Raw genomic sequence first — 20,706 nt, 5'->3', positions numbered from 1 at the left:
TTCTCTCTGAATCATCACTGCTCAGATAGTAGACGCCTCGCCTGATCTGTAAATGCTTATCTCTATGCACAGGTTGTTGATAACGCGCCCAAGCCGCTAGAGCGTTTCATCGTTTAGGGAAACGGCGAAACACTCTATTTCTTGTTCTGACGCAATTCCGAAGGAAAGCGCTAAGCGCTTTCCTGGGAACACACACTTTTCTTGGAATTGCTCTAAGGCGCTACGCCGAGCTGTCGGCGCACCGGTCCCAGCCCTCAATGCAACGTCGGATCACCGGCCAGCAGGCTGCGCGGCCCGGTCGTTTCGAAACTGACCTGGTCGCGGCCGTTGGACTTGGCCTTGTAGAGGTGCCGGTCGGCCGTCAGGAACATGTCGGCATAGGTGGTGGGTCCGCTGAAGGCGACGCCACCGATGCTCACCGAGAGCGGACAGGGCCGTCCATCCGGGGCAAACTCGACCTCGCGGATGCGCCGCCGGATCCCCTCGGCAACCAGCCAGGACTGCGACGGGTCGGCGCCAGGCAGGAAGATGGCGAACTCCTCGCCGCCGATGCGCCCGACAATGTCGGCGCCGCGCAGCTGGGCCTTGATCGTCTGCGCAATCAGCTTGAGCGCCTGATCGCCGCAATCGTGGCCCAACCGATCGTTGATGGTCTTGAAATGGTCGGCGTCGACGATCAGCAGGGCGCCGGCATCGACGACAGACTGGCTGCGCGCCTGTTCGAGATAGGCCTCGACCAGCATCGAAAACGCGCCGCGGTTGAACACCGCGGTCAGGCTGTCGGTCGCCGCGACAATGCTCAGATTCTTCTGGGCGATCGCCAGCTGGCGCATCTTGTACATCAGGAAAGAGAAGAACGATCCACCCAGCACAAGCGGCAGTAGCAGGTCGGTGAGCTGCGCCCAGCGCAATGCTTCGGGCGACAGCGACGGAAAATTGTAGGAATCGACAAGGAAGGCCGCCGCGATACAGATCGCCGTGCCGACAACCGTGACTGCTATGACCCTGCCCAAGCTCGTGGGCGAAAGATCGACCCGCATGCCATTTCTCCCACTGTGTTCGCCATTTTGCAGCGGGAACACAAATGAAACCCTAAAATCTTACCTGCAATTCGAATGTGGTTAACCAGAACAATTCCAGGAAAGTGTGAGCAGCTTTCCCGGGAGAAGCGCGTGGGCGCTTTCCCTGAGAATTACCAAGACAAAGGGATAGCGCGTTTCATCGTTTCCGTTAAACGATAAAACGCTCCGGCAATCGAAAGGCGCGATCGGTTGCCTTGTGAGTGGCGACAAAAAGCCCGCCACTTGCGCGGCGGGCTTTCCGACTGGCCGGAGGCTTCTCGTCAGCGCATGTCCCTCGGGAAGTCTGGGCCATGCGGTAGGAGAGTGCCGTAAAGCCTCACGGCTGGCTCGACACTCCCGGCGAAACCTGTCTCAGCGACGCGAGATCATAAGGCATAGCTGCCGCAGATCGCTGTCGTAGGTGCCCTCGCTGGCGAGCACATCGACGCAGCGCTTCTTCATACGTGTCAGCTGGCTGTTCGACATGCTGGCGACGACACCGGGTGTCCCAGGGGTGCCTGGTGTTCCAGGAGTTCCTGGAGTGCCGGGGGTACCGGGCGTACCGGGCGTGCCCGGCGTTCCGCCAATGCCGACGCCGACGCCGACGTTGATGCCGCTGCCGACGTTGACGCCGACACCGGCATTGATACCTCCGCTGCCGCCGACCGTGGCCCCAACACCGGCCTTGATGCCACCGGCTCCGCCGACCGTCGCGCCAGCGCCGGCCTTGATGCCGCTGCTACCGCCGACTGAGGCGCCGAGGCCCGCAGTAACGCCGCTATTGCCGCCGACCGTTGCGCCAGCACCCGCCTTGATACCGCCGCTGCCGCCAACCGAGGCGCCGGCACCGGCCTTGACCCCGCCGCTGCCGCCGATCGAAGCGCCAACACCGGCATTGATGCCGCCAGCACCGCCGATAGATGCGCCGGCACCGACGCCAATTCCGCCGCCTGCATTCGCGGGAGCGGCAAAAATGACGATAATTGCACCCGCCGCCAGTGTTCTAGCGATTTTTTGAGTGATATTAACCATGACACTCTCCTTGTTGCCGTTCTGCTTTGTGCATTGCAACATGCCAGCAAACCAAAGCAGACATATGCTTATGCACTCACAGCTACGCACGAGTCTTCCTTATAGTTTCTTTATTTTTTCCAAGAATAAGGATTGTAGTTCTCAAGGCGTGCACTGGTCTGCTAAAAAAAAATATGTTTTTGCTTCAACATTTAAAATTTGTTTAATTCTCTAAACAGAAATTCCACCGGAGTTGGAGCGGGTTGTGGCTGCGGCGGCTTGGAGCCGAAGGCCCACAAAAGGCGGGCCACCGACAGCCCAGCCACCTGGCCCCGTCACCGGGCAGCGTTGTGCCGACAGGGTCCTCACAACCCGGCTGGAATTCAGAGCTGGCGTCGGGGATGGATGGTCGGCGCAAATGTACCGGTAACGCTCCCGTGCGTTTAAACGGGAAGCGCGGTCAGGAGATCAGGCGTAGGCGCGGCCTTCGTCGGTGCGTTGGAAAAAGGCTAGGTCGAGTTGCACCGAAGGCCGGCCGAGAATGGTCAGGATGGCGTGCGCCTGGCCGCGGTGATGGGTCTGGTGGTTGAAGACGTGTCCCAGCGCCGGCGCCAGCCGCTGCGAGACGGTGCGCATGTCGGAAACGGTCATGTAGGAGAAGCGGCCGGACAAAGCCTTTTCGGTCAAACCGCCGACCCAGTCGACGATCCGCCTGTCCTCGGCCTCACGCGCCAGCTTCAAGCCAGGCAACGCGCGGTGCAGGATGGCGTCGAGTTTTGCCGGCGCGTCGCCCTCGCCGGTGAAGCGTTTCATCCAGATGCGGTCGGTGGCCAGCAGATGGTTGAGCGTGCCCATCATCGAGCCGAAAAATGCGCCGACATCGCGGTTGAACTCTTCTTCCTCAAGTGCGGCGACGGCATCGTAGATGCGGCCATTGGCCCATTGATTGTAGGCCGCGAACATCATGAAATGCTGTTTCATCTTTTTCCCGCCGACGAGTTCCGCTTCAGCCGCAGGCGACTAATTAGACCGCGAGGGCGCAGCCGCCAATGACCATTCTGTTCAATGAACTCGTCGGACACGACGCGACCCGTCCGTTCAGCCCGCATTGCTGGAAGGAGGCGGCGGCAGCAGCTTAGGGAGTAGGCAGTAGGCAATAGGGTCCGAGCGCTGTACTGCCTACTGCCTACTGCCTACTGCCTACTGCCTACTGCCTACTGCCTATTCCCCACACAAGTCTCCTGATCGCCATGCCACCACCCCCCGATTTCACCGATGATTTTCGCGCCGGGCTGGTCACGCTGCTGCGCTGGCGCCGGGATGTGCGGCGCTTCGAGCGGACGGCTTTGCCCGAGGGTACGCTGGAGCGGCTGCTGGAGCTTGCCAGCATCGCGCCGTCCGTCGGTCTCAGCCAGCCGTGGCGCTTCGTGGTGGTCGACAGCGCCGAGCGGCGGGGCGCGGTGAGAGACTGTTTCGAGCGCTGCAATGCCGAGGCGCTGGCATGCTTTTCGGGCGAGCGCGCCGCGCTCTATGCCCGGCTGAAGCTCGCCGGTCTCAATGAAGCGCCCTGCCAGTTCGCGGTTTTCGCCGACCGCACGACGCAACAGGGCCATGGGCTCGGCCGCATGACGATGCCGGCAACCATCGACTATTCGGCCGTCATGGCGGTGCACACGCTGTGGCTGGCGGCGCGGGCGGAAGGCATCGGCATGGGCTGGGTGTCGATCCTCGACGCCGCCGAGATGGCCGCAATCCTGGACACCCCGCCTGAGTGGACGCTGATCGGCTATTTCTGCCTCGGCTATGCCAGCGAGGAGCATGATCTGCCGACACTGGAACGCGAAGGCTGGGAGCGGCGGCGGCAGCCGGTGGTGATCAGGCGGTAAAGCTGCCCATCACTTCGTCTCTTCCTTGGCGATGAGCTTGACGCAGATCGGGTCGCCCTTCGGCATCGGAGTGCACTGCCATCCAGGCCCGAAACCGAAATTCGTATCTGTGCGGCGACCCGAAAAGAGCAGCAGAACAAGGCCCACGGCAGCCAAGATGCCGATAATCCAAAGGCTCCCTTTTATGTCGCCCGGTCTGAGGTGGAGGTGGGGCCAGCGCGTCCCGTCAAACATGGTCCGATGTCTTTCCGTTCCGCTGATTTCCGTTCGAAACCGTGCGTGCCTGCGCAATCACCATTTTCCCGCAAGCCTTGCCTTTGACCAGAGCGTTGCGAACAGCCATGCGGGCGGTCGCGGCCGAATAACGCTGCCGGGGCGCGTCCCCTTGGCAATGGGCCGGGCGGCTTGTATAGAGCCCGCCACTCCACATTCCGATCTCAAGACTTTCCATCTCAAGACAAGGACGACCCCATGGCGCTCGAACGCACCTTTTCCATGATCAAGCCGGACGCGACCCGGCGCAATCTTACCGGCGCCATCACCAGGATGCTGGAAGAGGCCGGCCTGCGCGTCATTGCCTCGCGTCGCGTGTGGATGAGCCGCCGCGAGGCCGAAGGCTTCTATGCCGTGCACAAGGATCGTCCGTTCTTCGGCGAACTGGTGGAATTCATGTCGTCGGCGCCGACCATCGTGCAGGTGCTGGAAGGCGAAAACGCCATTGCCCGCAACCGCGAAGTGATGGGCGCGACCAACCCCGCCAACGCCGCCGAAGGCACCATCCGCAAGGTGCACGCGCTGTCGATCGGCGAGAATTCCGTGCACGGCTCCGACGCGCCGGAAACCGCTGCTGAAGAGATCAAGTACTGGTTCTCGGACACCGAGATCGTCGGCTGAGCCGATAGACAGGTTTGACTATGAAAGCCGGGGCAAAACCCCGGCTTTTTGTTTTTGGCCCGCTCCCTTAGCGGATCAGCGGCGTGTCCCAGAGGTCGCCGAGCAGCGTTTTCAGCTCGGTGAAGCGCTTCTGCCCAAGCTCCTGCGCCCATTCCCGCTCGACGTCGAGCAGGATGTCGGCCATCTTCTGGTATGCGGCGCGCCCGCGGTCGGTGAAGTGGACGACGGTCCCGCCGCTCTCATCGGGTGCCGCCGAGCGAGTGATATAACCCATCGCTTCCAGCGTCTTCAGCAGTTGATTCATGGCCTGCTTGCTCATCGCGGCGCGCTCGGCGAGCGCGCTCGGCCGAAGGCCATCCGGGCCGGGATATTGGATCACCGCCATATGCGGCGGGCTGAGGTCCTCGAAACCCGACGCCCTGAGATCCCTGATCAGCTTGCGGTGAATGGCCATGGCCGGAACGCGCAGCAGTGCACCGATCAGCGGTGGCTTCTTTGGCGGTTCTTCCGCGGATAATGGCATTGACACTCTGGTAAATCGAGTTTACTCATCTCGGTAAATTCAATTTACCACGTGGGAGGATGAAATGCTAGACAGAGCTAGCCAGATCAGCGTCAATCCGGCCGACGAGACAATCAGCCATGGCGGCCTTGCCGTGCGCTTCCTGCTTACCGGCGACCAGTCGAACGGCAGCATCGCCGCCTTCGAACTGACGGTCGCCGGCTCGCAGCGCCTGCCCGCCCCGGCGCACAGCCACGATCACTATGAAGAGACGATGTACGGGATCGAAGGCGTGCTGACGCTGACCGTCGACGGACACCGGCACGATATCGGGCCTAGGCAGGCGCTGTGCATTCCGCGCGGCGCGGTCCATCGCTTCGACAACGACACCGCCGCGACCGCCAAGGTGCTGTGCGTGGTGACACCGGCGGCGATCGGCCCGGAGTATTTTCGCGAGGCCTTCGCCATCTTCAGCACTGGCGGCCCGCCAGACCGCACCAGGCTGATGGACCTGATGCGCCGGTTCGGCCTGACGCCGGCGCCCCCGCCGCCGCAGTCTTGATTCTTAGCTCGCTGCGTTGAAGCGCAAGATATCGTGGCCGTCCTTGTCGGCGATGATCAGCTTGCCGCCATCGACACGGTATGACGCCGCCTTGGCGAGCGCCTCGAACAGCGCCTTTTCCTCGGCCATGATCTCCGGCGCGCAGGCCTTGTAGGTCGAGCCGATGTCGCTGATGACGATGGTTTCGCCATCGACCTTGGCGGTGGCGAAATAGGCGTTGCACGGGCCGCTGCCGCCCGCCTTGCCGGCTTCGCTGACCCGGAACGTCGCCTGCGGCTCCGAAATCACGCCGATACCGTCGATATATTCGACTAGCCAGCTCTGGCCGAACAGCGAGGCCGAGGTCGGCTTGTCGCTCGGCGCCACCATTTTCAGCACAATGGCCTGCGGCGCCTCGCTGAGCGGATCGACCTGATAGCGCGAGTCCGTGACGAACAGCAGCTTGTCGTCGGCGGTGATGCGCGCCTGCAGCGCATAGGTCATGTTGGGCCGGATCACCGTTGGATCGAAGCTGATCTCGAACTTGATCGGCACCTGGCCGGCCGGCGCTACCTTGCGCTCGCCGACAATGGCGGCCGGCGCATCGGCCAGCGATACATCGGCAAGTTGAACCGACAGCACGGCGTTGGGCGGAAGCGCGATGCGCTCGCGATACATCACCTCGCCCTTCAGGGTTTTCTCGGCGGCGACGGAAGGCTCGGGAACGGCCAGAACGCCGATAACCAGCGGCACAAAACCGAAGACGAAGAATTCGGCGATCCTGTCCAGCATGCCCTTGCTCCCTTTTTGCCGATGCGATTTGGCCAAGGGAATGCGGTCAATACATGGCTGCGCCGAGATTTATTCGGGCCGCGCCTTCCAGCGCGCCGCAGCCTGGTCGTCGGCGTCCTTGGCCTCGACCCAGCCGCCATCGGTGCCGTCCACGCGGTGCTCCTTCTTCCAGAAGGGTGCACGCGATTTCAGGAAATCCATCAGGAAATTGGCCGCTTCGAACGCCGCCTGCCGGTGCGAGGACGCCGCCACCACCAGCACGATGTTTTCGCCCGGTGCGATCTTGCCGTGGCGATGGATGACGGTCAGGCCTTGCAACGGCCAGCGCTGAAGCGCCTCGCCGGCGATCCGGCTGATTTCGGCCTCGGCCATGCCTGGATAGTGCTCGAGTTCCAGCGCCGACAGCTGGCCCTGCTCGTCGCGGCAAAGTCCTGAGAAGGACACCACGGCGCCGATGTCGGCGCGACCCCCGGTCAGTTTCGCGATCTCGGCGGCAACGTCGAAATCGTCGCGCTGGATGCGCACCGTCGGCGCGCCGGACATGGTGTCAGCCCCCGGTCATCGGCGGAAACAGCGCGATCTCGCGCGCGCCGGCTATCTTCTCGCGATGCTCGACATGTTCCTGGTTGATGGCGACGCGGATCACATCAGGATATTGCAGCGCGTGCTCATATTCCTCGCCACGCGATTTCAGCCAGCGCAGGAGGTCGGCCACCGTCTCGATACCGGCGGGCAGTTCGACATCCTCTTCCGGCTTGCCGATCCGTTCGCGCACCCAGGCGAAATAAATGAGCCTGGTCGACATCTCACTCGTCCATGATGTGCTTGAGGCCGGCGCGGAAATAGTCGTAGCCGGTGTAGAGCGTGACGAGGGCTGCGATCCACAGCAGCACCAGTCCGGTCTGCGTGGTCAGCGGGAAGATCTTGTCGCCGGCAGGCCCGGCCAGCAGGAAGGCGATGGCGACCATCTGGATGGCGGTCTTCCATTTGGCCAGCTGCGTCACCGGCACCGAGACTTTCAATGCCGCCAAATATTCGCGCAGCCCCGAAACCAGGATTTCGCGGCACAGGATGATGATTGCCGCCCACAGCGACCAGCCTGCGATGCCGGCATGGCGGTCGGTGTCGGCGGCGAGCAGCAGCAGGCAGGTGGCGACCAGCAGTTTATCGGCGATCGGATCCAGCATCTTGCCGATGTTGGACGTCTGCTGCCAGGCGCGCGCCAGATAGCCGTCGAGATAGTCGGTGATCGAAGCCAGCAGGAAGATGATCAACGCCGACCAGCGGGCGAAGTCGCTCGATTTCAGATGCCCCTCGAGAAAAAAGCACAGCACCACCAGCGGCACCGCGACGATGCGGGCATAGGTAAGCATGTTAGGCAGGTTGAACGCGCGCTTGGCCATATCTCAGGGACTCTTTCTGCCTGCGTACTCAAATCAGAACCGGATGTAGGGGGTCAACAGGCGAGATTCGATTGGCCAGACGAAAATAGCGCGCGATTGCCGGGATTCGAGTGGCCTGCGAGAAAAGAACGGCTGCTGCCATTCATCGGGACAGCGGCGTCACCGGCGCTCAGCTCTCATGGAAATGATTGTAGACGAGCTTGGCGACCTGCTCTGAAATACCGTCGACCTTGACCAGATCCTCGACTGCCGCGCGGCTGACCGCCTTGGCAGTGCCGAAGGCCAGCAGCAGCGCGCGCTTGCGACCGGGACCGATGCCGGCGATCTCGTCGAGCGGGCTCTTGACCAATTCCTTCTTGCGCCGCGCGCGGTGCGAACCGATAGCGAAGCGATGGACCTCGTCGCGCAGCCGCTGGACGAAATAGAGCACGGGATCCCGCACAGGGAGCGAAAACGAGTCCCTGCCTCTGACGAAAAAACGCTCGCGGCCGGCATCGCGGTCCTGGCCCTTGGCGATGCCGATGGCCGCCACGCGATCCTCGATGCCGAGGTCGGCGAGGATCTTGCGCACCGCGCTCATCTGGCCCTGGCCGCCATCGATCAGGATGACGTCCGGCCAGGCCGGGAAGCTGCCGGAGATGTCTTCCTCGATGTCGTCGCCTGCTCCACCGGCTGCCGCGTCGTCGGGAACGACATCGCCATGTTCCTTCAGCAGCCGCGAAAAGCGCCGTTCCATCACCTCGCGCATCATGCCGAAATCGTCACCGGGCGTGATCTCGGTCGAGCGGATGTTGAATTTGCGGTACTGGTTCTTCACAAACCCTTCCGGCCCGGCGACGACCATGGCGCCAACGGCGTTGGTGCCCATAATATGCGAATTGTCATAGACCTCGATGCGCACCGGCGGCTTCGGCAGGCCGAAGGTCTCGGCAAAGCCGGCGAGCAGCCGGCCTTGCGTGGAGGTTTCGGCCAGCCGGCGGCCGAGCGCCTCGCGGGCATTCTGCAGCGCGTTGTCGGTCAAATCCTTCTTCTCGCCGCGCTGCGGCACCGAGATCGACACTCTACGGCCGGCGCGGGTGGACAGCGCTTCGGCCAGCAGTTCCTGATCCTGGACGCCTCGCGACAGCAGAATGTTCCGTGGCGTCGGCTTGTCGTCATAGAACTGCGCCAGGAACGAGCCCAGCACTTCCGCCCCCTCCAGTGCCGGATCGGCGTTGGGGAAATAGGCGCGGTTGCCCCAGTTCTGGCCGGTGCGGAAGAAAAACACCTGGATACAGACCTGGCCGCCCTCCTGATGGATGGCAAAGACATCGGCCTCGTCGACGGTGGCCGGGTTGATGCCCTGATGGCTCTGCACATGCGACAGCGCTGCCAGCCGATCACGATAAATGGCGGCGCGCTCGAAATCGAGCTCCTGCGAGGCCTGCTGCATGGCGGCAGAGATTTCGGTCTTCACCTTCTGGCTGCGGCCCGACAGAAAATCCTTCGCCTCGCTGACCAGCTCGGCATAGTCGCCATGCGAGATTTCGCCGGTGCAGGGACCGGCACAGCGCTTGATCTGGTAGAGCAGGCACGGCCGGGTGCGGTTTTCGTAGAAGGAGTTGGTGCAGCTCCTGAGCAGGAAGGCGCGCTGCAGCGAATTGATGGTGCGCCCGACCGCGCCGGCCGACGCAAAAGGTCCGAAATAGTCCCCCTTGCGCGAGCGCGCACCGCGATGCTTGTAGATGCCGGGCGAGACGTGATCGCCAGTCAACAGGATGTAAGGGAACGACTTGTCGTCCCGCATCAGCACATTGAAACGCGGCCGCAAGCGCTTGATGAGATTTGCCTCGAGCAGCAGCGCTTCGATTTCGGTGCGGGTGACGACGAACTCCATCGTCGATGTCTCGCGCACCATGCGGCCGATGCGGGCGGTGTGGAACCGGCCTTGCGCGTAGTTGGTCACCCGCTTCTTCAGGCTGCGCGCCTTGCCGACATAAAGCACGTCGCCGGCAGCGTTCATCATGCGGTAGACGCCGGGCGCATTGGGCAGCCGCTTGACCAGTGTCTGGATGACCTCCGCGCCGACCATGCCGTCGGCGTCGCCGGCATGCGGCTGCCAGTCTATCGCTGTGAAGGCGACATCGGGCCCGGTGGCCTCGGGCTCGACGATCTCCTCGACCGCTTCATCCTCAAGCTCGATGTCGGGCGGCATATCGTCGGCGGCGCCGGCGCGCGTCTTGTGTTTCTGGTCTGCGGGACTCATTCCACCATGCCTGTCACATCCGGCGTCTGCCATGCAAGATGCTGGCCGCCGTCGAGCGCGATCATCTGGCCGGTCACCGAGCGCGCCTCCCAGAGATAGCGGATGGTGGCGCCGAATTCGGCCAATTGCGGGCCGCGCTTCAGAATCAGGCCATCGACCTGCTTTTGGAAATCATCATCGTCCTGGCGGGCATTCTTCAGCGCCGGACCGGGACCGATGGCGTTGACGCGGATGCGCGGACCGAGCGCCTGTGCCAGCATTTCGGTCTGCGTCCACAAGGCCGACTTCGACAGCGCATAAGAGAAATAGCGCGGCGTCGGCCGCCAGACGCGCTGGTCGATGATGTTGACGATCAGCCCCTCCTGCCCTGGCGGCAAGGCGCGGGCGAAGTTTTGCGCCAACAGCGCCGGCGTCTTCACATGGATGGCGAAGTGAAGGTCCCATGCCGCCCAGTCGAAGTCCTCGACGCTATCGTCGACGAACAGCGACGCATTGTTGACAAGAAGCGTGACCGGGCCGAGCGCTGCCGCGGCGCGGCCGACGAGATCGCCAACCGCATCCATGTCGGTCAGATCGGCGGCTACCACGCCGGCGCGGCCGCCTCCGTCCCTGATGTTCGCAGCCAGCGCGTCGGCCTCGGCGGTCGAGCGGTTGGCGTGGATGGCGACGGCAAAACCGTGCGCGGCCAGATCCTCGACGATCGCCTTGCCGATCCGCTTCGCCCCGCCCGTCACCAGCGCCGTTCCGGCGGCTTCGATCATCTGTCAATCCTCAATCTGCGCCTCAATTCGGCTAGCGGCACATTGTGACGCGTCCAGGGGTTAAATGCCGTTTCCACCTGGGGCAGGAATGTGGCGAAACGGCTTTTTCGCCGCCGGCACCGCCCCGGATTCGGGTCGGCAGGACCGCAATATAGGACGCTGAACCCGTTGCACCAAGCCGAGTGCAGTGCAGCATCGCCTGCGTACTGACATTTCGCTGTTGCGAAGATGCAACGTCAAGCTTCGGCCTCATTCGTGCCGGGGAATGACCCATTTTCAGGTTCGCTGCCGCCGCATTTTGACACGACATTCGGAACCGTTGAGTGCCAGATCCGTTTCACCCCCCGGACGGGTTGATGGCGCTCAGGACAAACAAGCCTACGTGTCTTGTGGCTTAAGGAGTAAACAACAATGCAAACCAATCTCAAATTCGCGCCGCTCGCGGTTGCGCTCGGGCTCTTCGCCCTCAGCGGTACCGCTTTTGCTGCCGATGTCGTCTCGGAAGAGCCCCCGGCGCCGGCCCCGATCGCCGAGCTCCCCGTCGCTTCCTGGGCCGGCCCGTATGCCGGTCTCAGCGCCGGCTACGGCTTCAGCGGTCATGCCAAAGTCCAGGACGGCGGCCCCGACATCAAGACCAAGGGCTTTGTCGGCGGCGTTTTCGGCGGCTACCAGTGGCAGCAGGAAAACTTCGTGTACGGTGCTGAAGCCGATCTCGGCTACAATGGCGTCAAGGGTGACAGCGGCGGCGTCAATTCCAAGGGCGGCTTCGAAGGCTCGCTGCGCGCCCGTCTGGGTTACGCCGTGACCCCGGAAATCCTGCTCTACGGCACCGGCGGCGGCGCCCTGAAGAACCAGAAGGTCTCGGTCCCCGGCGACAGCGACAGCAACACCATGCTCGGCTGGACGGCCGGCGTCGGCACCGACATCAAGATCACCGACAATGTGTTCGGCCGTGTCGAGTACCGCTACACCGACTTCGGTTCCAAGAGCTTCGACAGTGTCGGCACCAAGGTCAAAGAGAGCGACAACCGCGTCACCTTCGGCGTCGGTATGAAGTTCTAACTGTCGTTCAAGCCACGACACAAGAAAGCCGGGCCTCGCGCCCGGCTTTTTTTGTTTCGCCCGTCAGGCCGGCACAGCCACCTTCAGCCCCGGAAACTTCTCATCGAAACGCGCTGCCCAGCGGGTCAGGCGGCCGCGGCCCTTTTCCCATTTGCCGGCGAAGCGCAGAGAGAGGTAGCCGAGGCAGGCACGCAACGCCAGCTGGCCAAGCGTGATCTTCTTCGGCAGCTTCGGCGGATTGGCGTTGAGGAAATCGAGTGCGGCGGTGATCTTGGTCCACTGGCGATCGAGCCAGGGTTGATAGACCATCTCCTCCGGACGCGTGCGCCGCTCATAGACCATCGACAGCGCGCAGTCGCATATGCCGTCGGCCAGCGCCTCCAGCACTTCGGCCTTGAGGCGCTTGTCGGCATTGCGCGGCAACAACAGGCTCTTGGAAGCGCGGTTGAGATGCTGAGTGATCGCGCGGCTGTCGTGGATCGAGCGGCCGTCGTCGAGCACCAGCACCGGAATCTTGCCGAGGGGATTGGCTGACATCAGTTCAGCAGGCTTGTCCTCGGTCTTGACCAGCACCAGCTCGACGGCAATGCCGGCATGGAGTGCTGCCATGCGCACCTTGGAACTGTAGGGGGATGAGGACGCGTAGAGCAGCTTCGGCATGATCGGTTCCCTGTTTTCGGACGGCCAGTGCATGTCGCTCAACAATGCGGCTCCGGTCTTGAGAACGACGCGCGTAAAACAAAGGTCTAGAGCGCGTCGCCTGAACCCCATCGGATGCGACCGCCTTAGTGTTGGCCGATCTTCCCTGAGGGAGCAACTGCCAGAAGGGCAAAACCAGGCGGCCAATCCGCCGACAATGAAATCGCCAATGCATGTCTCACAGAAGTGGCGTCAATTTCGAGAGAACGACATGCATCAAAACAAGACCTAAATCACCGCAAAAAAGCTCCCGGGAATCTGCCAGTCGGCAAAGTTCCCGGGAGCTTTGAGATGGTCCGCTGTTACTTCTTCTTGGCGGCTGGCTTTTTGGCCGGTGCAGCCTTCTTCACAGCTGCCGTCGACTTGGCGGCGGCGGCCTTCATCGGAGCCTTGGCGGCGGGTTTTGCCGCTGCCTTGGCTGCCGGCTTCTTGGCGGCGGGCTTGGCTGCTGCCTTCGCAGCAGGCTTCGCCACAGCCTTGGCGGCCGGCTTCTTGGCGGCGGGTTTCGCTGCTGCCTTGGCGGCGGGTTTTGCTACTGCCTTAGCTGCCGGCTTTGCCGCTGCCTTGGCGGCCGGCTTTGCCGCTGCCTTCGGTGCTGCCTTCTTTACTGCTGCAGGTTTCGCGGCAGCTTTCGGTGCCGCTTTCTTTGCCGGCGCTTTCGCCGCCGGCGCCTTCGTCGTGGTCTTTGCCATGCGATGCCCCTTGCGTTTGTGCCGATGGCCGTGAGTGACCCGGCGAGCTAATGCATATCTGACTCGTGCGTATCTAGCCAGCGAAGCATTACATAGAATTTCGCAAATTAAGTTTCGGTTACGCTGAGAGCATTATCGCAATGATCGGCACAGAAATCGCCAAAGAATCTTCCCGCTTCGCAGCGAACTGTTGCGAGAGAAATCTCTGATATCGAGACTCACACGATCTTCTCGTCAAGCTCACATTCTCTTGCAACGCCGTCGATCTCACGCGGTCATCGGCGACCTATCGGATGGCAACAATCATCGCACCGCAGAGGCTGATCTTGCTTCATCCCAGCGGTCGCAGGAACAGCACTAAAGTGAACGCGAGCTTTTTACTCGTATATTGCGAGTGGGTGGACGGAAGCCAGGAAAGACAGCACTTGAAGGGACAGCCTGTTGTGTCGGACGTCTCCCCGACGAGAAGGGAGATCGCCAGCTTCGGCGCAAGAGATGCCAAACGGAAATGGGAAACGAAAGATCGGGGAATCCTCCTCCCGGGAAGCCGCGATCCCTTGGAAGCCAAGGGGGGCAGGCCCCTAAGCGCCAACCCGCTCGCGCACCTGCAGCCGGCGCAAGGCTCGGCGTGGTGGAGGTGGACGGCAAACGCATCCCACGGCGGCGCAATGCCGGATCTGCATCAGGATCCGCCCGATCTCGCCGCGGTGATAGCCGCCATGCGTGACGACATGGGTCAGCATTTCCTGGCGTGACATCATTGCCCTGTCGCCGTCGGTGAAGGTGAAAGGCACAGGCTCTGACATGAGCTTTGGCGAGACGGCTTCGATATAGTCGAGATACCAACGATCCATCGCAGCGACATCAGCGCTCAATTCATCGAGTGCTGTCGTGTCCACGGTGTTGTCGGACGCATAGCCATGACGCGTGCCGGAAAGATGCGCGGCGAATATCTTCGATACGACGAGGTTGTGGTTGATGAGACGGGTCGCCGTGTGGCGCTGATCGACATGCTCCTGCTGGTCGAGGCCCGCAAGCTTCTGCAGCAATTCACCATTCGCCCAGGCTTGATAAACGAAGAGGCTGCGGTCTGTATCCTTTGCAAAAAATGTGAGTATATTATCTATATTCTTGGCTGCTGGAGCAGACATGTCTACTCGCATTGCAAAGCCGCGCTCACGCATGCGCAAGCAGCCGCGCCAGGCGCGTTCGAGAGCGACGGTCGAGGCGATCATCGAAGCCGGTGCTCATGTTCTAAGCGCGCTCGGCTGGGCCGGCTTCACCACCAACAAGGTGGCCGATGCGGCCGGCGTCAGCATCGGCTCGCTCTATCAATATTTTCCCGACAAGCTGTCGCTGGTCGAAGCAATTCGCCGGCGACATTTCGATCAGGTGCTGTCGGTGATCGCCGAATCAGCAGAAGGCGACAAGCCGCTCAAGCGATTCGCGCAGGAGCTGGTGCGCGGCATGATCGATGCGCACAGCATCCATCCGACGCTGCATCAGGTGCTGCTCGACGAGGCGCCGGGCGATCGCGGCTCACGCGCCGCCCATGCCTCGTTCCAATCGCGCTATCTCGATCACTACACGACGGCGGTGGCGCAATATCGCAGGCGCAGAAAGGACAATGAGGCCGTGGCCCGTGTGCTGTCCTCGGCGGTCGAGGGCGTCATCCACAATGCCGCGCGGCGAGACATGCTCGACGCGCCGGAGCTGCAGAAGCAGTTGGTCGAGCTGATCTGCGCTTACGTGTCTGGTGGGAAGGCGGTGTGAGGCAGCGGCAGCAGTTCGGAGATTGGCGAAACCGGAGCGACATCAGATCTCCCCCTTGCGGGAGATGGCAGGTTCAACGGCGGTTCTTATCCGACCTTAGCGCAGGACGCGGCAGCGGCCGTTGTAGACCATCCAGCGGTCGAAGCCCGAGACGCAGAATTCGACATTGTCGCCGATCGAGGCAAAACCCTGGCCTTCCTCGATCAAGTACCAGATGGTGCGGGCGCGGCCATCGGAAAGGCTGACGGTGGCGCCGCAATAGCGGCGGCCGATCGGCCATTCTTCGCTGGCCGGGAGATAGCGATGCTGGTGGATGCGCTGGAAATCTGTGATCGAAACATCCGGCAGATGCGGCACGTGATGCACCTGGTAGGAGAAGCGGCTGGAGATCTTGCTTAGCACCCAGGCCTCGCCGCAAACGCCGCTGTCCTCGTCGGAATAGACGGAAAGGTCGGCGGCCTGTGCTGGCTGGCCGAGGGGTGCGGCCAGCGGCGTGCAAAGCGAAATCAGGGCAGCAAGAGCGGATTTGGCAAAGCGAGTCATGGCAGCCTCTCAAAGGTCGACTGCGCCCACTTTGCGGATTCGGCGGCGCGCGGTCAAGCGGTCGCCCTGACGATGGTTTCCCGCTCCGCAACCGTTTTGCCGGTGCGAAGCTGTGAAACCACGTTCTGAGCCTTTGAAAAAGCTCGCCTTGCCCATTTAGGAAGCGGCCTGCCATGGCCGGCGGGGCGCCGAAACCCGGTTCAGCCTTGCTTGGCGTCGCCCTGCGGTACGGCGGCCGGGTCCATCCACATCGCTTCCCAGACGTGGCCGTCAGGATCGGCCAGGCTGCGATTGTACATGAAGCCATAGTCCTGCTGGGCGTTGATGTCGGCGGCGCCGCCATTTTTAGCCGCCGCCTCATTCATCGCATCGACCGCCGCGCGGCTGTCGCAGGACACGGCAAGCATGACCTCGCTCGAGGTGGCCGGTGGGATGGGGCGATCGGTGAACTGACGCCATTTGGCATGGGTGAGCAGCATGACGTTGATCATTTCGCTCAGCACCATGCAGGCTGCGGTGTCGTCGGTGAAGTGCGGGTTGTTGTCGAAACCGAGAGCTTTGTAGAAGGCCATCGACGCAGCGAGGTCGGCGACGGGCAGGTTGACGAAGATCATACGGGGCATAGGGTCTCTCCTTGACAGTACACAGTTGAAACCGGACCGGCGTTTCGCCGGACCATCCTCCGATGCCTTCTCTCAACGCACCGGTTTTGCTTTGCCGCGCACCCTCTCGGTCTGCGCCTTCTGCATCGCTTCGACCTCTTGATAAGCCGAGCAAAAACTGCATCTCGGCCGCCGAATATTCTCCAGCAATGCGGCGCCCGCCTCGAGGATCGGATGGTAGCAGCGCCGGACGAGTTCCTCGGTCTTCTTGCCCGCCGCGACCATGACCTTGCGCCTGTCATCGGGATCCGGCTGACGGCTGACGAAGCCGCGCTTTTCCAGCCGGTCGATCGACGTCGTGACCGCCGCCGGCGTGAGATTTGTCTCCCTCGCTACGAGGTTTGCCGGCCCCGCCGGCCGTGATTGATCGCACCGAGACAGCGGCGCTCGGCAGCGCTCAGCACATAGATTTCGGCGACGGTCCCATCGAACGTTTCGACGGCATCCTGCCAGCGCGACATCGCGAAGCCTATCGCGCGTTGACCAGTTCCTCTTCTGTCGATCTGGCATTCGATTCGAAATCTAATAATTAGATATCTATCTATCTGATTCTGGGATTAGCGTCAACGCCGAGCCGATTAGATGTGCATCTCCATGGTTTCGGTTCGTTGAACACAGCTGAGCATTCGCGGATGGCGCCACCGTCAAAACCTCTAGCGACTTTGTGTCTTTGCCGCGGGCGTCGCCCGCTGCGAAGCGTCGCTACTCCCCGGCCAGCCATTCCAGCGACCAGTGCGCCGGCTTTTCGACCGCCAGCAATCTGTGCAGGACCGGCAGCACGATGCGCAGTTCGCGCTCCAGCGTGAAGGGCGGGTTGACCACCACCATGCCGCTGCCGTCGAGGCTTGGTTCACGCGATGCCGGCCGGATCTCGAACTCGATGTCGAGCAGTTTTGGGACGCCGGATTGCTTGAGCGCCTTGCGGAAGGCGATGATCGCTTTGCGATCCTTGATCGGATACCACAGCGCGTAGATGCCACCCGGCCAGCGCCTGTGCGCTTTCTGCATGCCGTCGACCAGGCGGTCGAATTCGCCGGCTTCCTCGAACGGCGGATCGATCAGCACCAGGCCGCGCTTTTCCTTTGGCGGCAGATGCGCGCCAAGCGCCAGCCAGCCGTCGAGTTCGATCACCCTTGTCTGGAAATCGCCGGCAAACAGCGTCTTCAGCCTGGCGGCATCTGCGCCGTGCAGTTCGATCGCCGACAACCGGTCCTGCTTTCGCATGAGGTGCCTGGCGATCAATGGCGAGCCCGGATATTTCTTCACCCCGCCATCGGGATTGAGCGAACGCACCGCTTCAAGATAGGGGGCAAGCAGCGCAGCCGCCGATTTTTCGATCGGGGCGTGGATGAGGCGGCCGATGCCGCCTTGCCATTCGCCGGTCTTTTGCGCTTCCGCCGACGAAAGATCGTAGCGGCCAATGCCGGCATGAGTGTCGACGACACGGAACGCTTTGTCCTTCTGCTTCAGATAGTCGAGCAGAAGGCTGAGCACGACATGCTTGACGACGTCGGCGAAATTGCCGGCGTGATAGGCGTGACGGTAGTTCATGCCGCGCTCATGTCGAGGAGCCTCTGCCCCAACGCGGCGGTGGCGGCTTCGAGTTCGGGTTCTCCGGCCGGCGACCGCCGAAAGCCAGAGTAAGCAGGAAGCCGATCAGGCCGACGGCCATCAGCCCATAGCCAACCGGCCGTGCGCGTTGATCGATCTCACCGGCGCCGGAGCGCAGTATCAGATCCACTGCGCGTATCGGGATATCGTCGGCGTCGCCCGGGCCGGCGGTGAAGACATAGGCGCCGGGACTGACGGTTTCGATCACGCCGGCCTCGTCGCGAAAGATCTTGTCGGGCAGTTGCGGGCTGACCTGGCGCGGATTGTCGGCGTGGTTGAATTGCAGCGTCGAGGCAAGCACCGTGCGCCCGGCTGTGGCGGCAGTCAGCGTCAGCACGGTGCGCTGCTGCGAGACAATGCGCTCGGCCTTTGCCGTCAGGTCGACCAGCACTCTGACCGGCGCGTCGCCAGCTTTCAGCGTCACCGTCACAGGCCTAAACCGTCCCTGGTCGTAGACGCGCCAGGCGCCGATCTCGTGGCCGGAGAAATTGCTCATGGCCCAGGGATAGACGAAGCCAATGGCGGCGCCGGCAAGCAGTATCAGGACAAACAGAAAGCGCATTGAGGAGATCCGGGTGTTCGACAGATTGCCAATAACGCCCTGAAGGCCAAAAAGCGATGGCTGACGCAGCGGAGCCACCTTTGTGGAGTCCGTTGGCGGCACGCAAGCCATGTGGCACTTATGGCGAATGAAGCCTTCCGCAGAAGCATCGACTCGTCTTTTCCAACCGATGCCGGTGGCTCATGCCCAATAGCACCGTGCTGATCACCGGTGCCCGCGCGCCGGTGGCGCTGCACCTGGCGCGGCTGCTGCATGGCGCCGGTCGCCGGGTGATCCTGGCCGACAGCCCGGCCCGGCCGATCGCCGCAGCGAGCACGGCCTGCGCCGCCTACCATCGCCTGCCGCCGCCGCGCTTTGCCGCCGACGCCTATGCCAAGGCGGTGGAAGCGCTTGTCCGCGCGGAAGGCATCGAACTCGTTATCCCGACCTGCGAGGAAGTCTTTTATCTCGGTCGTCTCTGGCAGCACCGCGCCATGCCGGCCCGCCTCTTCGCACCCGAGATGGCGATGCTCGCCCGCGTTCACGACAAGCATGCCTTCATCCGGCTGGCGCAGAGCCTTGGGCTCGACGTGCCGGAAACGATACTGCTGCAAAGCGAGGCCGATCTCGACGGCGTTCGTGGCCAATCGCGCGAATTGGTGTTCAAACCGGTGTGGTCACGTTTTGCCCGTGACGTACTGCTGCGGCCATCGCCGGACGAACTCGACGCCGTCCGCCCCTCGCCCGCCGCTCCTTGGGTGGCGCAGCGCTACATCGCCGGTGAAGAGATCAGCGCCTATGCGGTGGCGATCGAGGGTGAACTCAAAGCGCTGGCGCTCTACCGTTCGCTCTATCGCGCCGGCAAGGGCGCCGGCATCTGTTTCGAGCCGGTCGAGGATATCGCGGCGCGGCGCTTCGTCGAAACCTTCGTCGCCGGCGCCGGCTGGACCGGCCAGATATCCTTCGACCTGATGCGCGAGAACAACGGCAGGGTGCTGCCACTGGAGTGCAATCCGCGCGCCGTGAGCGGCCTGCACTTCTTTCGCGATCCGCGGCGCTTCGCCGACGCGGTCCTGGAGGATGGCGCCGAGGTGAAGCCCGACGTGACGGCGCCGCAGACGGTGAGGCTGGCGATGTGGATCTACGGGATGCCGGCGGCACTGCGCTCCGGTGGTCTCGGCAGCTTTCGCCAGGCGATGCACGATGCCGATGAGCTGCTCGACTGGCCGGGCGACCCCGCGCCGAAGCGGGCGCAGTGGCGCACGCTGGCCGAGATCGCCGGGACGGCGATCAGCCAGCGCATCAGCCTTCAGGCCGCGTCGACGCGCGATATCGAGTGGAACGGGCCGGAGCAGGACTAGTCGAGTTGAAGCGGAACTTCCCGTTTTCAGCTGAGTGCGTAAGTCCTGCTAAGGTTGCCTAAACGGGATTAACTGGCTTTGCGGACAATTGCAGGCCAAGCGCCTTGGTTACGCCCAGCAATGTACTGAGGCGCGGATCGCCCTTTTCGCTCAGCGCCTTGTAGAGTGCCTCTCGGGTCACGCCGGCGTCCTTCGCTATGCTTGTCATGCCGCGGGCGCGCGCGACAATGCCGAGGGCGTGCGCAATATAAGTCGCGTCCCCGGTCTCGAACGCATCAGCGAGCAGTTCGGCTTGAGACTCAGCATCATCAAGATATTCGGCGGCGTCGAATGGTGTGGTTCTGAGGGTCATATCAAACTTCCTTTGCCATTTTTCCTGGCTTTTCCGATGTCCCTGTCCTGCGAGCCTTTGTCACCGCCGCAGAGCAGGATAATGACCGTGTTGCCGCGCCGGACGAAGTACACGCGGTATCCCGGACCGTAATCTACGCGCAATTCTCCTATGCCATCGAAGAACTTGGCGTCTCCCAACAGCCCAGCCTGAACGCGGACAATCCGTTGGGTGATATTCTTTACGGCGCGAATGTCCGTGAGCCCTCTGAGCCATTTTCGGAATTCGTCAGTGGGTCGAAATTCGATCATCCGTGAACTATAATTTACAGCAGA

The 20,706-nt window shown here is 62.5% G+C and carries 27 protein-coding genes and 2 pseudogenes; 8 read left to right on the top strand and 21 right to left on the bottom strand.

Annotation, left to right across the window (positions count from 1 at the left end; all coding sequences use genetic code 11):
• Nucleotides 1-254: 254 nt before the first annotated feature.
• The 3 genes from ACYG9V_RS13245 to ACYG9V_RS13235 all read right to left on the bottom strand — a co-directional run bounded on the left by ACYG9V_RS13245 (nt 255) and on the right by ACYG9V_RS13235 (nt 3,053).
• Nucleotides 255-1,040, bottom strand: coding sequence for a GGDEF domain-containing protein (locus tag ACYG9V_RS13245; protein WP_352497176.1), 786 nt, complete (start codon nt 1,038-1,040; stop codon nt 255-257).
• A gap of 393 nt (nt 1,041-1,433) precedes the next feature.
• The gene (locus ACYG9V_RS13240) at nt 1,434-2,093 is read right to left on the bottom strand and encodes a hypothetical protein (protein WP_027048829.1); all 660 of its coding nucleotides are present in this window, start codon (nt 2,091-2,093) and stop codon (nt 1,434-1,436) included.
• 447 nt (nt 2,094-2,540) lie between these two features.
• Nucleotides 2,541-3,053, bottom strand: a complete 513-nt coding sequence (locus ACYG9V_RS13235; RefSeq protein ID WP_023684734.1) for a DinB family protein — start codon at nt 3,051-3,053, stop codon at nt 2,541-2,543.
• Between the two features lie 68 nt (nt 3,054-3,121).
• Here ACYG9V_RS13235 and ACYG9V_RS13230 point away from each other — a divergent pair.
• The 3 genes and pseudogenes from ACYG9V_RS13230 to ndk form a co-directional block, all read left to right on the top strand.
• Nucleotides 3,122-3,208 (top strand): annotated as a pseudogene (locus ACYG9V_RS13230) (glutathione S-transferase family protein); the annotation flags it as partial.
• Between the two features lie 114 nt (nt 3,209-3,322).
• Entirely contained in the window at nt 3,323-3,958 is a 636-nt protein-coding gene (gene bluB, locus ACYG9V_RS13225) for a 5,6-dimethylbenzimidazole synthase (protein ID WP_352765498.1), read from the top strand.
• Nucleotides 3,959-4,429: 471 nt separating this feature from the next.
• On the top strand, nt 4,430-4,852 hold the full coding sequence (ndk, locus tag ACYG9V_RS13220) for a nucleoside-diphosphate kinase (protein WP_027048827.1): 423 nt from the start codon (nt 4,430-4,432) through the stop codon (nt 4,850-4,852).
• Between the two features lie 67 nt (nt 4,853-4,919).
• On the opposite strand, the gene ACYG9V_RS13215 is transcribed toward ndk, so the two are convergent.
• A complete protein-coding gene (locus ACYG9V_RS13215; protein WP_023727329.1) occupies nt 4,920-5,375 on the bottom strand; it encodes a MarR family winged helix-turn-helix transcriptional regulator in 456 nt (151 codons plus the stop codon).
• Between the two features lie 64 nt (nt 5,376-5,439).
• On the opposite strand from ACYG9V_RS13215, the gene ACYG9V_RS13210 reads away from it, so the two are divergent.
• Nucleotides 5,440-5,916: a cupin domain-containing protein gene (locus ACYG9V_RS13210; protein ID WP_023701902.1), complete on the top strand. Its 477-nt coding sequence runs from the start codon at nt 5,440-5,442 to the stop codon at nt 5,914-5,916.
• Nucleotides 5,917-5,919: 3 nt separating this feature from the next.
• On the opposite strand, the gene ACYG9V_RS13205 is transcribed toward ACYG9V_RS13210, so the two are convergent.
• The 6 genes from ACYG9V_RS13205 to ACYG9V_RS13180 form a co-directional block, all read right to left on the bottom strand.
• Complete coding sequence (locus ACYG9V_RS13205) at nt 5,920-6,687, bottom strand: YbaY family lipoprotein (protein WP_023814922.1); 768 nt, start codon at nt 6,685-6,687, stop codon at nt 5,920-5,922.
• Between the two features lie 69 nt (nt 6,688-6,756).
• Complete coding sequence (locus ACYG9V_RS13200; RefSeq protein ID WP_023673447.1) at nt 6,757-7,230, bottom strand: molybdenum cofactor biosynthesis protein MoaE; 474 nt, start codon at nt 7,228-7,230, stop codon at nt 6,757-6,759.
• 4 nt (nt 7,231-7,234) lie between these two features.
• Complete coding sequence (gene moaD, locus ACYG9V_RS13195; protein ID WP_023689089.1) at nt 7,235-7,492, bottom strand: molybdopterin converting factor subunit 1; 258 nt, start codon at nt 7,490-7,492, stop codon at nt 7,235-7,237.
• A 1-nt stretch (nt 7,493) separates the two neighbouring features.
• Nucleotides 7,494-8,090 (bottom strand): CDP-diacylglycerol--glycerol-3-phosphate 3-phosphatidyltransferase, encoded by a 597-nt coding sequence (gene pgsA / locus ACYG9V_RS13190; RefSeq protein WP_023673449.1) that lies wholly within the window; start codon nt 8,088-8,090, stop codon nt 7,494-7,496.
• A gap of 169 nt (nt 8,091-8,259) precedes the next feature.
• On the bottom strand, nt 8,260-10,335 hold the full coding sequence (uvrC, locus tag ACYG9V_RS13185) for an excinuclease ABC subunit UvrC (RefSeq protein ID WP_352765501.1): 2,076 nt from the start codon (nt 10,333-10,335) through the stop codon (nt 8,260-8,262).
• Complete coding sequence (locus tag ACYG9V_RS13180; RefSeq protein ID WP_352765503.1) at nt 10,332-11,096, bottom strand: SDR family oxidoreductase; 765 nt, start codon at nt 11,094-11,096, stop codon at nt 10,332-10,334. The genes uvrC and ACYG9V_RS13180 overlap by 4 nt, the downstream gene beginning before the upstream one ends.
• 411 nt (nt 11,097-11,507) lie before the next feature.
• On the opposite strand from ACYG9V_RS13180, the gene ACYG9V_RS13175 reads away from it, so the two are divergent.
• A complete protein-coding gene (locus ACYG9V_RS13175; protein ID WP_023673452.1) occupies nt 11,508-12,158 on the top strand; it encodes an outer membrane protein in 651 nt (216 codons plus the stop codon).
• A 63-nt stretch (nt 12,159-12,221) separates the two neighbouring features.
• On the opposite strand, the gene ACYG9V_RS13170 is transcribed toward ACYG9V_RS13175, so the two are convergent.
• The 3 genes from ACYG9V_RS13170 to ACYG9V_RS13160 form a co-directional block, all read right to left on the bottom strand.
• Nucleotides 12,222-12,818, bottom strand: a complete 597-nt coding sequence (locus ACYG9V_RS13170) for a glutathione S-transferase family protein (protein ID WP_023814925.1) — start codon at nt 12,816-12,818, stop codon at nt 12,222-12,224.
• Nucleotides 12,819-13,159: 341 nt separating this feature from the next.
• Nucleotides 13,160-13,549, bottom strand: a complete 390-nt coding sequence (locus ACYG9V_RS13165; RefSeq protein WP_023673454.1) for a hypothetical protein — start codon at nt 13,547-13,549, stop codon at nt 13,160-13,162.
• Between the two features lie 581 nt (nt 13,550-14,130).
• Entirely contained in the window at nt 14,131-14,733 is a 603-nt protein-coding gene (locus ACYG9V_RS13160; protein WP_352497172.1) for a DinB family protein, read from the bottom strand.
• Between ACYG9V_RS13160 and ACYG9V_RS13155 the strand changes: the two genes are divergently transcribed.
• On the top strand, nt 14,699-15,322 hold the full coding sequence (locus ACYG9V_RS13155; RefSeq protein WP_031202871.1) for a TetR family transcriptional regulator: 624 nt from the start codon (nt 14,699-14,701) through the stop codon (nt 15,320-15,322). The genes ACYG9V_RS13160 and ACYG9V_RS13155 overlap by 35 nt on opposite strands.
• A 96-nt stretch (nt 15,323-15,418) precedes the next feature.
• On the opposite strand, the gene ACYG9V_RS13150 is transcribed toward ACYG9V_RS13155, so the two are convergent.
• The 4 genes and pseudogenes from ACYG9V_RS13150 to ACYG9V_RS13135 form a co-directional block, all read right to left on the bottom strand.
• Entirely contained in the window at nt 15,419-15,865 is a 447-nt protein-coding gene (locus ACYG9V_RS13150) for a hypothetical protein (RefSeq protein WP_023673457.1), read from the bottom strand.
• Between the two features lie 200 nt (nt 15,866-16,065).
• Entirely contained in the window at nt 16,066-16,488 is a 423-nt protein-coding gene (locus ACYG9V_RS13145) for a VOC family protein (protein WP_352765506.1), read from the bottom strand.
• Nucleotides 16,489-16,560: 72 nt separating this feature from the next.
• Nucleotides 16,561-16,752: a hypothetical protein gene (locus ACYG9V_RS13140; protein ID WP_352765540.1), complete on the bottom strand. Its 192-nt coding sequence runs from the start codon at nt 16,750-16,752 to the stop codon at nt 16,561-16,563.
• A 12-nt stretch (nt 16,753-16,764) separates the two neighbouring features.
• Nucleotides 16,765-16,908: pseudogene (locus ACYG9V_RS13135) on the bottom strand (MarR family transcriptional regulator); the annotation flags it as partial.
• Between ACYG9V_RS13135 and ACYG9V_RS13130 the strand changes: the two are divergent.
• Nucleotides 16,887-17,060, top strand: coding sequence for a hypothetical protein (locus ACYG9V_RS13130; protein WP_352765542.1), 174 nt, complete (start codon nt 16,887-16,889; stop codon nt 17,058-17,060). The pseudogene ACYG9V_RS13135 and the gene ACYG9V_RS13130 overlap by 22 nt on opposite strands.
• Before the next feature lie 169 nt (nt 17,061-17,229).
• On the opposite strand, the gene ACYG9V_RS13125 is transcribed toward ACYG9V_RS13130, so the two are convergent.
• Both ACYG9V_RS13125 and ACYG9V_RS13120 read right to left on the bottom strand, forming a co-directional pair.
• On the bottom strand, nt 17,230-18,078 hold the full coding sequence (locus ACYG9V_RS13125; protein ID WP_023684716.1) for a 23S rRNA (adenine(2030)-N(6))-methyltransferase RlmJ: 849 nt from the start codon (nt 18,076-18,078) through the stop codon (nt 17,230-17,232).
• Between the two features lie 7 nt (nt 18,079-18,085).
• Nucleotides 18,086-18,700, bottom strand: coding sequence for a hypothetical protein (locus ACYG9V_RS13120; protein WP_352765508.1), 615 nt, complete (start codon nt 18,698-18,700; stop codon nt 18,086-18,088).
• Nucleotides 18,701-18,882: 182 nt separating this feature from the next.
• Between ACYG9V_RS13120 and ACYG9V_RS13115 the strand changes: the two genes are divergently transcribed.
• Nucleotides 18,883-20,040, top strand: a complete 1,158-nt coding sequence (locus ACYG9V_RS13115) for an ATP-grasp domain-containing protein (RefSeq protein ID WP_352521071.1) — start codon at nt 18,883-18,885, stop codon at nt 20,038-20,040.
• Between the two features lie 58 nt (nt 20,041-20,098).
• On the opposite strand, the gene ACYG9V_RS13110 is transcribed toward ACYG9V_RS13115, so the two are convergent.
• Nucleotides 20,099-20,392 carry an addiction module antidote protein gene (locus ACYG9V_RS13110; protein ID WP_023672747.1) on the bottom strand — a complete coding sequence of 98 codons (294 nt, stop codon included), beginning with the start codon at nt 20,390-20,392 and terminating at the stop codon, nt 20,099-20,101.
• On the bottom strand, nt 20,389-20,682 hold the full coding sequence (locus ACYG9V_RS13105; RefSeq protein WP_352765509.1) for a type II toxin-antitoxin system RelE/ParE family toxin: 294 nt from the start codon (nt 20,680-20,682) through the stop codon (nt 20,389-20,391). The genes ACYG9V_RS13110 and ACYG9V_RS13105 overlap by 4 nt, the downstream gene beginning before the upstream one ends.
• Nucleotides 20,683-20,706: the final 24 nt, after the last annotated feature.

It is taken from the genome of Mesorhizobium sp. W016, assembly GCF_054719485.1.
Note: the sequence above shows the minus strand (reverse complement) of the source record. Positions and strands in the feature narration are given on the sequence as shown.